Source organism: Pseudoduganella umbonata, from assembly GCF_014192225.1.
GTDB lineage: Bacteria > Pseudomonadota > Gammaproteobacteria > Burkholderiales > Burkholderiaceae_D > Rugamonas > Rugamonas umbonata.
Genome location: NZ_JACHXS010000003.1, coordinates 213,327 through 226,664 on the forward strand (window position 1 = coordinate 213,327; position 13,338 = coordinate 226,664).

The 13,338-nt window shown below is 67.0% G+C and carries 11 protein-coding genes; 4 read left to right on the top strand and 7 right to left on the bottom strand.

The annotated features are described in order from the left end of the window. Nucleotides 1-480: 480 nt before the first annotated feature. Nucleotides 481-1,776, top strand: coding sequence for a DUF1036 domain-containing protein (locus FHS02_RS09700; protein ID WP_175424751.1), 1,296 nt, complete (start codon nucleotides 481-483; stop codon nucleotides 1,774-1,776). Nucleotides 1,777-1,854: 78 nt separating this feature from the next. Here FHS02_RS09700 and FHS02_RS09705 read toward each other — a convergent pair whose 3' ends face one another. Continuing rightward, complete coding sequence (locus FHS02_RS09705; RefSeq protein ID WP_137313241.1) at nucleotides 1,855-2,637, bottom strand: hypothetical protein; 783 nt, start codon at nucleotides 2,635-2,637, stop codon at nucleotides 1,855-1,857. Between the two features lie 151 nt (nucleotides 2,638-2,788). On the opposite strand from FHS02_RS09705, the gene FHS02_RS09710 reads away from it, so the two are divergent. Next, a complete protein-coding gene (locus tag FHS02_RS09710) occupies nucleotides 2,789-3,499 on the top strand; it encodes a hypothetical protein (protein ID WP_137313242.1) in 711 nt (236 codons plus the stop codon). Between the two features lie 5 nt (nucleotides 3,500-3,504). Here FHS02_RS09710 and FHS02_RS09715 read toward each other — a convergent pair whose 3' ends face one another. After that, nucleotides 3,505-4,887, bottom strand: coding sequence for an MBL fold metallo-hydrolase (locus FHS02_RS09715; protein ID WP_137313243.1), 1,383 nt, complete (start codon nucleotides 4,885-4,887; stop codon nucleotides 3,505-3,507). Nucleotides 4,888-4,996: 109 nt separating this feature from the next. Between FHS02_RS09715 and FHS02_RS09720 the strand changes: the two genes are divergently transcribed. Together FHS02_RS09720 and gudD are read left to right on the top strand one after the other, a co-directional pair. Further along, nucleotides 4,997-6,178 (top strand): pyridoxal phosphate-dependent aminotransferase, encoded by a 1,182-nt coding sequence (locus tag FHS02_RS09720; RefSeq protein WP_137313244.1) that lies wholly within the window; start codon nucleotides 4,997-4,999, stop codon nucleotides 6,176-6,178. A 199-nt stretch (nucleotides 6,179-6,377) separates the two neighbouring features. Next, nucleotides 6,378-7,718 (top strand): glucarate dehydratase, encoded by a 1,341-nt coding sequence (gudD, locus tag FHS02_RS09725; protein ID WP_137313245.1) that lies wholly within the window; start codon nucleotides 6,378-6,380, stop codon nucleotides 7,716-7,718. A gap of 9 nt (nucleotides 7,719-7,727) precedes the next feature. On the opposite strand, the gene FHS02_RS09730 is transcribed toward gudD, so the two are convergent. The 5 genes from FHS02_RS09730 to FHS02_RS09750 all read right to left on the bottom strand — a co-directional run bounded on the left by FHS02_RS09730 (nucleotide 7,728) and on the right by FHS02_RS09750 (nucleotide 13,274). After that, nucleotides 7,728-9,170, bottom strand: coding sequence for an acetate kinase (locus tag FHS02_RS09730; RefSeq protein ID WP_229422564.1), 1,443 nt, complete (start codon nucleotides 9,168-9,170; stop codon nucleotides 7,728-7,730). A gap of 27 nt (nucleotides 9,171-9,197) precedes the next feature. Continuing rightward, nucleotides 9,198-9,671, bottom strand: coding sequence for a hypothetical protein (locus FHS02_RS09735; protein WP_137313247.1), 474 nt, complete (start codon nucleotides 9,669-9,671; stop codon nucleotides 9,198-9,200). A 29-nt stretch (nucleotides 9,672-9,700) separates the two neighbouring features. Continuing rightward, nucleotides 9,701-10,378 (bottom strand): C39 family peptidase, encoded by a 678-nt coding sequence (locus FHS02_RS09740; protein WP_137313248.1) that lies wholly within the window; start codon nucleotides 10,376-10,378, stop codon nucleotides 9,701-9,703. 14 nt (nucleotides 10,379-10,392) lie between these two features. Then, complete coding sequence (locus tag FHS02_RS31465) at nucleotides 10,393-10,869, bottom strand: hypothetical protein (protein ID WP_229422565.1); 477 nt, start codon at nucleotides 10,867-10,869, stop codon at nucleotides 10,393-10,395. 89 nt (nucleotides 10,870-10,958) lie between these two features. Further along, nucleotides 10,959-13,274 carry a hypothetical protein gene (locus FHS02_RS09750; protein WP_175424752.1) on the bottom strand — a complete coding sequence of 772 codons (2,316 nt, stop codon included), beginning with the start codon at nucleotides 13,272-13,274 and terminating at the stop codon, nucleotides 10,959-10,961. Nucleotides 13,275-13,338 lie beyond the last annotated feature (64 nt).

The following is a 13,338-nucleotide window of genomic DNA, read 5'->3' on the forward strand; positions in this document are numbered from 1 at the left end:
GCCATGGATGTTGTGGAGGTGCGGTGAAACAGACCCTATGAGGCAAGAGCTGTGCCATCGAACTGCGGGCCAGCAAGCATCGGGTGGCGTGGGGGAGCCGGACAGGCCCGGGCCTCTGCGCAAAATGCAGCACGTGGACGGTGGCCGGTGTTGGGCAGCAAGCAGGCCGCTGGCGCAACAGTATTTGAGGGAGGAGCGCCGCTAATAAGCAATCAACATGGCAATGCTACATATACAGATAGCGAAAAAAACTGAAGACGTAGCGTCCTGTCGCGACGGAAAAGGACATCCGAAGTCTTCTACTGATGTGCATGACGGCTCCTAGCGAAGTATGGAGACTCAGCTGGCTTTCGATAATTTACTTCGACAATAACATTATCTTGTAAAGGGTCACGTTCTTGACAATACTGTCTGGAGTGTCACATAGTGCAAAGTCGAAATTACGAGCTAAAGACTTGAGCCAGTATGAAAGGACGACATATGAACATCATTCTTGCGCGAATTCTATCAGTTTGTCTTTTGCTTTTTTCCACAGACGCGTTTGCTGGGCTATTTGTTTGCAATAACACAGCAGACAAAATAAACGTGGCAGTGGGGTGGTTCAAGGACGGCAACTGGGTTTCGCGAGGATGGTATGTTGTTCCATCTCGCCAGTGCGCCGCCACATTGCTTGGGAAGCTTGAACAGAGATACTATTACTACTATGCCGAGGCGTCCAACAGCAATGCCAAATGGACGGCAAAAAGAGGTGCGGAATTCTGCACCTCGGAAAGCAAATTTTATATCCGATATGTCGAAGGATGCGTAGGTGAAATATTTCGAAAATTGGATGTTGGAGACGACCACCAACATACCTTCTACTTGAGCGAGTCTGGCGATCCATTAGCCTCCGCTGCTAATTGTGCAAATCGAAGGTCGGAGGGAGCTGACGCTTTCGCCAAATGTTGGGTTAAAAACATGGCAACAACCAAGCAGCGCGCAATTTTGCGATGCGTAGAGAGGACAAAATCAAACGCCAGTTTTGCAATATGCGCGGCTGCTGCCAATGGAGACATCGATGGCGAAGCCTTGAAGGTTGCCACATGCGCGAATAATTATGCAACATCAAGACGAGGTGATACTTTTTTGAAATGTGTAGCAAACGGCAGCTTGAGCGAGGAACAAGCGCGAGTTTTTCAGTGTGCTGTCGACAATCCCGACATCTCTGACGCTGCACTTTGTACTGCAATGGGCGAACTCACTAGTGAACAGAGGCGCATACTCGGTTGTGTTAGCAAAAATCGCGCAAACTATGCAAGAGCTGGATTATGCGCTGCCTCAGGAGCCCTTACAGACGATCAACAGCGTGTCGCGAGCTGCGTCCTAAACAATAGAGGAAGTTATATTCAGATGGGAGTCTGTGCTACCGGCAACTCGCTAACTCCGGAACAACAAGTCTTTGTAAGCTGCGCCATATCATCAGCTGGTGAACCGATGACCTTCGCAGGATGCGTCGGAACCCAGTTGACAATGAACGAGCTAGAGAAATGCATGACAGATGGAATTGGCGGAAGCGGCTGCTTTGGCGACAACAACACAGCTGTAAAAATTGTCAGGAATTACTGGAAGGATGTAACGCAAGGCCCCGGCCCGAGCAATGATTTACTTGGCCGCGACGGCTGGGTCGGCAGAAAAATGAGAGACGTTGAATCGGATATTAGAAATGGTCCAGGTAATACTAATGATATCGTAGGTAAGGATGGGTTCGTTTGCCGAACACTATTCGGCGGATGTTGATAATGGTCTCTCACGGCTCCTATGTGCGATATGGCATTAGAACTGCTAAAAACCTCGGCCCGGGAATGATGGCACTTATCAGAGCCGCAACGGCAGCAGGTGCCGGAACGTCGGCTCGATATTTTTCGCGTGCAGGAAGCGCACGATGTCTTCCAGCGTGGCGTCCTTCAGCAGCAGGCCGGGCGGCACCGCATCGCTGCCAAGCGGCGGCGCGGCGGCGGGCAGCGCCGGTGCGGCCGCTGGCCCGGACGGCGGCTGGGCCACGTCCAGCGCGGGCTGGAGCACGTCCAGCGCGTGCTGGAATTGCGCGGCGCCGATCGATTGCAGCCCCTGCAGGAAGGCCGTCTGGGCCGCGGTGGGCGGCATCATCTCCAGCGCCGGCTCGTCGGCGAACGACGCGCCCATGCCGGGATGGATGAAGGCGGCCCATTTGCCGGTTGCCGGATTGCGGCACGGCGGCATTTCGACCGGTGCCAGCCAGCCTTGCGCCGGCCGTGCCAGCTCCGGAAAGTAAGCCGCGCGCAGCAAGTCGAGGAAATGCTGCGCCGTCGCTACCGGCAGCGGCGATTCGAACGACAGCCACAGGCGGAAACCGGCGGCGCCGGAAATGCTGACCGCGGGCGCCGGCAGGCCCAGTTCGCCCTGCAGCGCATTGGCCACCGCGCACAGGCGCTCCCACTGTTCGGTACCGCCGCCGTCCTTGCGCCAGTCGAACGGGATGACGAGCGTGCGGACCGTCCCGTCGCTCGCCAGGTCGAGGGCGCGGATGGTTTCCCCGGCCAGGTGCTGTTCCAGCCCATCCGGTACGGCCGCGCCGGCGGGCAGGTACAGGCGGAGCAGTTGCGAAATCAGTTCATGCATGGCGTTCCTCGATATGCTGTCGGCCGGCAGCGGGCACGGTTGTGTTGCAAGCGGCACGGTTGTGTTACAAGCCGCATTATCGCCGAACCGGCAGGAATCGCGGCTGCCTTGCAATACAATGACGGTCCTTCGCCACCACCGCCCGAAAAACATGAGCAACACCGACCTGCCCTTCCGCGCCACGACCGGCGAAGCCTGCGCCTGGCTCTCGCAGCAGACCGCTACACCGTGGACGCTGGCGCGCCTGCTCGAACAGGGCCTGACGCCGTATGTCTGGCTGGACTATGACCCGGCATACCCGGAACTGTTCGGCGACGCCAACGGCGGCTATGCGGCGCCGATCTTCTTCGAAGGCGATATCGCCCGCCTCGTGGCGGGCAGCGAGGATGTGCTGATCACGATGACGAAGGATGCGTACAAGATCGTCGCGCGGCTGCCCGAACCGGGTTTTCGCCGGCCCCTCGACGCGCTGCGCTTCCAGAAGAAGGACCTGGAGCGCCTGGCAGGCAAGCTGAAACACGAAGCGGAGGCGGCGGCTCGCCCGCCGGCGGCGGCCAGCGAGTCGCAATACGGTATCGGCAAGGCGGACGTGCTGGCGGCGTTCGGCCGGCTGGCGCGGCTCGACATGGACAAGGCGCTCGATGACGCGATCGGCATCTTCGGCGACGACGGTGCCCGTGTAAAGGCCAGCGCGCGCAAGTCGAAGCGCAACGCCGTGTGGAATCCCGTCACCCTGGCGCTCGGCCTGCACGACGTGTACGGCGTTCCCCTCGGTCCCCTGAAGCGCGCTTTCGCGTCGCACGACTTCCTGCATGCGTGGCAGGATGACTGGAACCGGTCGCTGTACCTGCTGGGCAAATAACGGCGCTATGCGGCCGGACACGCCAGCAGCCGGCGCAGCTGCGCGGCCTGGTAGGCGCCGAAGGTATCGCTGAACAGGCAGCGAATCAGCGGATCGTCGACCACGTCGGCCTCTGCGAGCTCGCTTTCAGTCGCGGCATCGAACCCTGTACCCCCCATTGAATCACTTATTGGATCGTTCACCCGCAGGTACACCGACGTCAGCGACTCGCCCTCTTCCAGCGCCGCCCACAGCTTCGCGGCGGGAATCGCGGTGGTCCAGCCGGGCGGTCCGGCGCCGTCGTCCAGCGTTGCCGGGCCGCCCGGTTCCAGCCGGTAGCGGAAATGCGTGGCCGCGCCCGCGTGATCGTAGAGGGTCAGCAGCCATGTGCGCGGCTGGTCGAAATAGTCCGACGACGCTTCCACCGCGCCGTATTTCGCCGGCAGTTCGGATCGGCAGTAATCGAATACGCGCGCCTGCTGCTGCGCCGTCAGCGCGCCGAAGTGCCGCGCGATCTCGCTGGTGTGCGGCGCGGCCGCGTTGCCTTCATAAACGTAGTCGACGTCCTGCGCACCGACGGGGATCACCCAGTCGAGCGGCGGCGCCGGGCGCAGCGACACGGCATCCAGCGTCACCGACACGGACGGATCGAGGCGCACCACCGTGGCGGCCGGCAGCGCCTTCGTCACCTCCTCCGTGAACCGCGCATACGAGATCGGGAAGAACGCGCGGTTGTACCACGACCACGGTTCCTGCTTGAACTGGCAGGAGCTGGGCACGACGTAACGGGGCGCCAGGGCCCGCAGCTGGGGAATCCATTCTTCCGGCAGCGCCGGCGGCGCGGCCGTGAAGCGCGACGGCGCCAGCACTTCGATCTCGCGCATGGTCTGGAACGGCCACAGCACCATGTCCCACGGGCCTTCCTCCACCAGCTGGGCAAGCGTGCCGTCGTCGATCCACGAGTCGACGACATTGAGCACGTTCAGCCCGGCCGCCCTGACCTGGAACATCGAGTCCACGTCCGCATCCATGGCTTCGCGCGGAATCACCTGGAACGGCCCCACCCCGACCGGCTCGTTCAGCGCCAGCGGCGTGACACTGGTAAAACCCAGCTGGCGCACCCAGTCGAGCAGCACGCCGAACTGGCAGTAGATGTACAGCGGCGTGGCGCGGTCCAGCAGGTCCAGGCTGTCGAGCGAGCAGTGGTCGTCGTGGAAATGCGAGATGAAGACCGCGTCGAAGCGCTGGGCGCGGATGTTGTCGACGTCGAATCGGACCGCCGGGAAGGCGTGGCAGTTGCGGCTGAACGGGTTTTCAAAAATGGGATCGAACGCGATGCGCGTGCCGCCGCAGGCAAACACATAACCGGCGTGCAGGATGCGGGAAATCGTCAGGGCGGGATGGGTCATCGGTCGGCCGGCAGGGTTCGGAAAGCCGCCAGTGTACCCGGCAACTTCAATTACGCCGTCATCCCCGGTAGACTGGCGGGTTCCGAACCGCACCGCACCACTACAGACCATGAAGATTTCACAACGCGCCCAGGCCATCGACCCGTTCTTCGCCATGGAATTCGGCAAGCGCGCCGCCATTCTCGCCGAACAGGGGCACGACGTCATCCGGCTCAGCCTCGGCGAACCCGATTTCGGCGCGCCGCCCGCCGTGCTGGAAGCCGCCGCCGCGGCAGCGCAGGCCGGCGCCTTGCCCTACACGGCGGCACTGGGCCTGCCGGCGCTGCGCGAAGCCATCGCCGGCTTCTACCTGCGCGAGCACGGCGTGGCGATCGCGCCGGAGCGCATCGTCGTCACGGCCGGCGCATCGGCCGCGCTGCTGCTGGTCACGGCCGCCCTGGTCGACCCGGGCGACGAAGTCATCGTCGGCGACCCGTCGTATCCGTGCAATCGCCAGTTCCTCGGCAGCTTCGGCGCCGACGTGCGGCTGGTCGCCACCGGCCCGGAGTCGCGCTTCCAGCTGGACGCGGCCAGCGTGCACGCCAACTGGACGGAGCGCACGCGCGGCGTGATGGTGGCGACGCCGTCGAATCCCACCGGCACGTCGGTGCCGCCGGACGAGCTGGCCGCGATCTGCGCGCTGGCGCGCGAACATGGCGCGTGGCGCATCGTCGACGAAATCTATCTGAACCTGGGCGACCGGGACAGCGCCGGCCGGCCGCCGCAGACCGTGCTGGCGGTGGATGACGGCGCGATCGTCATCAACAGCTTCTCGAAATATTTCGGCATGACGGGCTGGCGGCTCGGCTGGTGCGTCGTGCCCGATGCGCTGGTGCCGACCATGGAGCGGCTGGCGCAGAATTACTATATCTGCCCGTCGACGATCGCCCAGCAGGCGGCGCTGGCCTGCTTCACGGCGGACTCGCTGGCGGTATGCGAAGCGCGCCGCGTCGAATTCACGCGCCGCCGCGCGCTGGTGCTGGACGGCCTGGCGAGGATCGGCCTGCCCGTGCCGGTGCCGCCGGATGGCGCCTTCTATGTGTATTTCGACGTCGCCGGCACCGGATTGACGTCATGGCAGTTCTGCGAACGGGTGCTGCAAGAGGTGCACGTCGCCCTCACGCCCGGAAAAGATTTCGGGCATTGCGGTGCCGATAGCTACGTCCGGCTGTCATATGCGGCCAGTGCCGCGCACCTGGAGGAAGCGATCCGGCGACTCGGCGCCTTCATGGAAGCGCTGCGCCGCCAGTAAGTCATCCGCCCCGGTCGATGGATTCAAATAATGACTTAATCGAGTCAGCAATTGGTTTGTTCTTGAATCCATCCCCGTCTAAGATCGTCTCCATCACCAGCAGTGCCAGGAGACGTCGAGGATATTTCCATCCTGCTGGTCCGGATGCACCCCCAATCGGGCGCACTGTCCGGGTTTCACCAACCATTACAGGACCATTATGACCACCTACGTTTCCGGCGCTCCCACCGTTACCGACATGCGTGTCGTCCCAGTCGCGGGCCAGGACAGCATGCTGCTCAACCTCTCCGGCGCCCACGGCGCCTGGTTTACGCGCAATATCGTGATCCTGACCGACAGCGCCGGCAACACGGGCCTGGGCGAAGTGCCGGGCGGCGAGAAGATCCGGCAGACACTGGAAGACGCGCGGTCGCTGGTGATCGGCAAGAGCCTGGGCGAGTACAACAACATCCTGAACGCGATGCGCGCCACGTTCGCCGAACGCGATTCCGGCGGCCGCGGCCTGCAGACCTTCGACCTGCGCATCACCATCCACGCCGTGACGGCGATGGAATCGGCACTGCTCGACCTGCTGGGCCAGTTCATGAACGTGCCGGTGGCCGATCTCCTGGGCGAAGGCCGGCAGCGCGACAAGGTGGAGATGCTGGGCTACCTGTTCTATGTCGGCGACCGGAACAAAACGAACCTGGAGTACCGCGCCGAACCCGATGCGGACAACGCCTGGTTCCGCCTGCGCAACGAAGAAGCGCTGACGCCGGAAGCCGTGGTGCGCCTGGCCGAAGCCACGCGCGAACGCTATGGCTTCAACGACTTCAAGCTGAAGGGCGGCGTGCTGAGCGCCGATGCGGAGATGGAAGCGATCGTCGCGCTGCACGAGCGCTTCCCGGAAGCGCGCGTGACGCTGGACCCGAACGGCGCCTGGTCGCTGCAGGAGGCCATTCGCGTCTGCCGCGACAAGCACGGCATCCTGGCTTACGCGGAAGACCCTTGCGGCGCCGAGAACGGCTTCTCGGGCCGCGAAGTGATGGCCGAGTTCCGCCGCGCCACCGGCCTGCCGACAGCCACCAACATGATCGCCACCGACTGGCGCCAGATGGCCCATTCGATCCAGCTGCAGTCGGTCGACATCCCGCTGGCCGACCCGCACTTCTGGACCATGCAGGGCTCGGTGCGCGTGGCCCAGCTGTGCCAGATGTTCGGCCTGACGTGGGGTTCGCACTCGAACAACCACTTCGACATTTCGCTGGCGATGTTTACGCACGTGGGTGCCGCCGCGCCGGGCAAGGTGACGGCGATCGACACGCACTGGATCTGGCAGGACGGCCAACGGCTGACGAAGGACCCGCTGAAGATCGAGGGCGGCTTCATCGCCATTCCGCAAAAGCCGGGCCTGGGTATCGAGCTCGATCCGGCGGAACTCGAGAAGGCGCACCAGGCCTATAAAAACATGGGCTTAGGCGCGCGCGACGACGCCGCCGCGATGCAGTTCCTGGTGCCGAACTGGAAGTTCGACAACAAGAAGCCCTGCCTGGTGCGCTGAGCGCCGGGTTCAGAACGCCAGCGGCAACCGCACCGACAGCGAGACATCCGGCGTATCCTGCGTCAGCCCCGCGCCGACGGTGACGTTCACGGTGCGTTTTTCGTTGAGCCGGTAAGAGAAGCCCATCAGCAGCGTGCCCAGCTGGGTGCGCACCGAGCCCGGCACGTTGACGCCGTTCTGCCGGGTGCGGCCCATCGAGCTGTGGTCGTAGCCGAGGCTGAGCGACGCCTTGTCGTTCAGCGCCAGCCCGATGCCGAAGTTGAAGCCGATCACGCCGCCCGGCTTCACCTCGCCCAGCGGTTCCACTTCGCCGTTCAGCACCATCCGCATCACGTTGCTGCGCTTGACATTGTGCAGGTAGCTGATGCTGCCGAAGAAGATCGCCGGGTCCGACGGGAACAGCCAGGTCAGGCTCGGCTGGATGCCATAGAAGCCCGAGCCGGTCGGCAGGTCCAGCGGCAGGCCGGTGCCGGTCGCGTTCTCGCCCACGCAGCGCTGCGTGCAATCGGTCACTACTTCGAACGGGTCGCGGCCGGTGCGCGTCTTGACCCGCAAGCCGGCGATGTAATAAGCCTTGTCGGCACCGCCATCGTTGAGCTGGTGGCGCAGCGACAGTTCGATGTCGCCGATCGCCTTGCCGCGCGTTTCAAACACCCGTTCGACGGCGGTGCCGGTGAACAGCTCGCGGCTCACCGTCGAATCGGAACGGTACACATACGGCACCCGCAGTTCCAGCTCGGTGCGGTTGGTCAATCCATAGCGGCCCGATATCGCGGCCGTGAAGGTATTGCGCTTGACTTCGCGCACGTCCACCAGCCCGATCAGCAGTGCCGGGATGATCGTGTAGCCCACCAGCGCCACGCGGTTGCTGGACGAATAGCCGAACTGGAACGACGGCTCCAGCACATAGTGGCCCCGCTGCGTCAGCACGCCGGGCGCTTCGAACAGCGGTGCCACTTCGGGCGGGCGCGAATCGCGCGCCGGCGCCTGGCCCACCGCCGGCGCCGCCGGGGCCTGCGGTCCCGGCGCCTGCGGTGCCGCCGGTCCCTGCCCCGGCACCTGCAGCGGCGGCTGTGGCTGCGATTGCATGGCGCCGCTTGCGGCACCAGCCCCGCCGGCGCCGCGCAAGCCTTCGAGCGTCGCCGCTGCCAGCGGCCGCTGAACGGGCCGTTGCCGTGCCTGCTCGGCGGGCAGCGGTTCCAGCCATTGCGTGGAGGGCGCCTGCGCCACGGCCCCCGCGCCCTGCCGCTGCGCCCCCAGCTCCGCGCGCAACTGCTGCAGCATCGCGCGCTGCTCGGCGAGCTCCTGCTTCAACTGGCGCAGTTCGGCGGCCAGTTCGGCCGCCGGGCGTGCTTCCGCGGGTTCGGGTGGCAGCGGCTGCTGCGCGATCGCACCGAACGTCAACAGGGACATGCCGGCACAGCCGGCACGCAGGGTCTGGACAAGCGGCATAAGCATCCTTTATATCGATGGTGCCGCTCAGCGCGGCGCGATGGAGGTCGACAGCGCCTGGCGCAGGCTGTCGCTGAAATTCATGTCCTTCAATACGCCGAGGCTGTTGACGGTGGCATCGATCGTCGTCTGCGCGCGGATCAGCTGGTCGCTTGCGCTGTTCTGCAGCACCAGCCCGGCCAGCGGCTGGTTGACGATCGCCAGCGCATTGCCCGCGCCCGCCTGCGCCGTGTGGAACGACGACAGGCCGGCACCGGACGCGGCGGCCTTGGCCACGTCCGGCACCGCCAGCTGGCTGCTGGCGACGACGTTGCCGTTCATGCTCAGCAGCCGGTCGACCGACAGCGACACCAATAGCCCATTGCCGGCATCGAAGCCGCCGCGGGCATTGGCCAGCACGGTTTCGTCGACGGCGCCCCAGCCGCCCGGCACTTCGCCGGCCAGCGCGGCTGGCGCCCCCGGCAGCGATAACAACAACAACAACGGCAAGATCTTCTTCATCGCATCCCCTTGCGCCGGTCGCAGCGGATCTAATAGTCGCCGGCATCGAATTTCGGCAGCGTGACCCGCTGCAGGCTGTCGCGGTCCAGCCCCGCACCCGGTTGCAGGCGCGGCGCCGCCGCCCAGTCGGCCGCGTCGTTGAAGCGCGGCTTGCCGGGGCGGTCGTGGATCACGAACAGCAGCTGGTTCAGCCAGATCGACTCGAAGCGGGCGCGCGGCAGTGCCCGCGTGCCGCCGGACGGATCGCCGACCAGCACGCGGCCATCGCGCACGCCCTTGACGACGACGAAATGGTGATAGCCATGCTCGGCCACCAGCACGATGGCGGGAAAGCCGGCCTTGACCAGCTCGTCCAGCGGCTGCTGGAAACCATCGGCCTTGAACCCGTGCGCGGCCAGGAAATTCTTCATGTCCAGCAGTGAAAAACCTTCGCGGCGGATGCGGGCCTGGTCGCCCCGCGCGAACATCTCGGTAAACGCCTGCTGCTCGTTGACCGGGTAGCCGTAGTGATGCGTCAGCAGCGTGGCCAGTGCCGCCGAGCCGCAGCTGAAGTCGAACTGCTGGCGTATCGTCTTCACGAAACGCGCTTCCTTCATGCTCGTGACGCGCAGCGAGACCGGCCCGCCCGCGCCGAAAGGCAGGTCGGCCGCGTGCGCCGGCATGGCCAGCGCGAGCACGGCAAGCCACGCGGCCGCCCCCGTTGTCATGCAACGCCACGCCATCACTTGAACTGCACGTTGACGATGGTGGCGTTCTGGATCAGCACATTGGCGCCGGAATTCTGGATCACCATCGGCAATCCCGAGGCATTGCTGAACGCGCCATCGGTGATGATGTTCGACCCGGTGACCACGTTGCTGGCGGCATTGTTGCCGACCGTGCCGCCGAGCTTCATGTCGCTCCACGGCGTATCGGTACCGCCGCGCAGCTGGGCCAGGCGCTCGTCGCTGAGAGCCCCGGTCGCCGGTGCCTGCACGGCCGGCAACGCCAGCGCCGGCAGGGCCGCGGGTTCCGCGCGCACCGCGAATTCGCGCGGCGCATCGCCGCCCGCGTCCACCCGCACCGCGGCTTCCCCGGCATGAACGCCCGTCCCGGCCACGGCCAGCAGCGCGGCGGCACAGGCGCGCGCCCAGACCCGTGCGCGTCCCGGTTGCCCGGCGCGCCACGCGGTTACCCGATTACTCGTTCGATCGTGCATGGATCCTCCGTCAGGTTCGCCATGCCGCCGCCCGGCGTGCCGGGCAGCGGCCATCCGGCGCCGCGCATGGAGGCCGGCGCCGGCGTACATCAACGACCCACGCCCAGGTTGGCCTGCACGTTGATGCTCTGCTGCACCAGCGAACTGACACCGCTGCTCTGGCTGATTACGGAAATGCCCGCCGCCGATTGCGCCACGCCGCTCATCGTGTTCGACATGTTGAACGTGCCCGCATTGACGGTGTTCGTGCCGCCGGCACCGCCGGTACCGCCCGCACCCGCGCCACCGGTGGCCGAAGCCGTGGTGGAGCCAGCCGAGCCACCCGCGCCGCCGGTACCCGAACCGCCGGCACCGCCGGCACCGCCGTCACCCGCGGTGGCACTGCCGTTGGTCGCCGCACCGCCCGAGCCGGCGCCGCCGGTGGCCGTGCCGGCCGTCGCGGTACCGCCCGTGGCCGCGCCACCCGCAGCACCCGCACCCGCGGTATTCGATGCCGAACCGCTCGATGCGCCGGCACCGCCCGCGGCACCGGCCGCACCCGCGCCGGCCACGCTGGAGCCGTTGCCGCCGGCAGCGCCGTCGCCACCCGCGCCACCGGTGCCGGTCGCGCCCGCGCCGCCCGTCGTGCTGGCCGTTGCGCCGGCACCGCCCGCGCCCGTGGTGTTGGTACCGCCCGCCGCACCGGCGCCGGCCGTGTTGGCCGCCGACGAACCGGCACCGCCCGCGGCACCGGCACCCGCCGTGTTGCTGCCGGCCGCACCGGCACCGCCCGCCGCGCCGGCACCCGCCGTGTTGCTGCCGGCCGCACCGGCGCCGCCTGCCGCGCCGGAACCGCCCGCCGCGCCGGCACCGCCCGCGGCGCCGGCACCGCCCGCGCCCGCGGTGTTGGTGCCGGCCGTTGCCGTGGTGGCGCCCGTGGTGGCTGCACCGCCGGTACCCGCGCCGCCCGCACCGGCGCCGCCGGTGCCCGTCGCACCCGTGCCTGCACCGCCCGAACCCGCACCGCCGGTGCCGGTGGCGCCCGTGCCGGCGCCGCCCGTGCCGGCGCCGCTGCCGGCGCTGGCCGTCTGGTCACCGGACGTGCCCGGGGTATCGCCGCCGGCCGGCACGGCATTGGTGTTGCCCGAACTGGCCGAACCGGTGGCTGCGTAGCCGCCCGTGCCGGTTCCGCCGGTACCCGTGCCGCCAGGACCGTTGCCGCCGCTGCCGGCACCGCCGGTACCCGTGCCGCCAGGACCATTGCCGCCATTGCCGGCACCGGCCGAGGCCGTGCTTCCCGCGCCCGTGTCGCCCGACGAGGCCGCGCCGCCCGCCGCGCCGTTGCCACCCGTGCCGCCCGCACCGCCGGCAGCGCCGGCGCCGCCCGTGCCGCCCGCGCCGCCCGTGGCCGCGCCCGTGTAGCCGCCGGTGCCGCCCGTGCCGCCGCCGCCGCCGCTGGCTGCGCCGGTATAGCCGCCGGTGCCGCCCGCGCCGCCAGAGCCGCCCGTGGCTGCGCCCGTATAGCCGCCGGCGCCGCCCTGTGCGCCGCTGGCGTTGCCGCTGCTGCCGCCGGAGCCGCCGGTGGCCGCGCCTGCCAGGCCGCCCGCGCCGCCGGTACCCGCGCCGCCCGCCGCGGCACTGCCGCCTGCGCCGCCGTAGCCGTCGGAACTGCGGCCGCCGGTGCCGCCGGCGCCGCCCGCGCCGCCCGCGCCGCCCGCGCCCGAGTTGGCGCCGCTTGCCGCGCCGCCGGCGCCGCCGGTGCCCGCATAGGCCGCACCCGTACTGGCCGTACCGCCGGTGGCACTGCCGCCGTTGCCGTTGCCGCCATTGGCGCTGCCATTGGTTGCCACGCCGCCGATGGCGCCCGATGCGCCGGCGCCGCCATTGCCGGCCGCGCCACTGCCGCCGGTGGAGGTGGCGTTGCCGCCGCCTGCCGCGCCGCCGGTGCCGCCGGTGCCGTTGCCGCCGTTGGCGCTGCCGTTATTGGTGGCGACGTTGCCGATGTGGTGCACGTTATTGCCGGTCACCGTGCCGGTCAGCGTGCTGATGGCGGTCGCCGTCGACGTGTTGAACGCGTTGGTCAGGCTCGACGTTGCGGTGGCGCCATTGTTGGCGGCGGCAGCGCCGACCGCGGCGGCACGTGCTGCGCCGCTGCTGTTGTTATTGTTGTTGGCCTGGCTGTAGTCGTTGTCGCGGTTGGTGCTGGAATCGTTGTTGTTGTCGTTGGCCTGGCTATAGTCGTTGTCGCGGTTGGTGCTGGAATCGTTGTTCCGGTTGGTGCTGCTGTCCTGCACCGCCGACGCGTTGTCGTTGGCATGCGCCCCGGCGCCGCTCTGCGTGACGCTGTTGCCCGGCTCGGTCGTCTGCGCCTGTGCGCCCACGCTGAAGGCGAGCGCGATTGCCGCGGCAATCATGGTTTTTTTCATTTGCTTCTCCACTGAAGTAGTTTGGCCGATTCACCCCGCTGAGAATGAATTCCTCAGCAGCCTC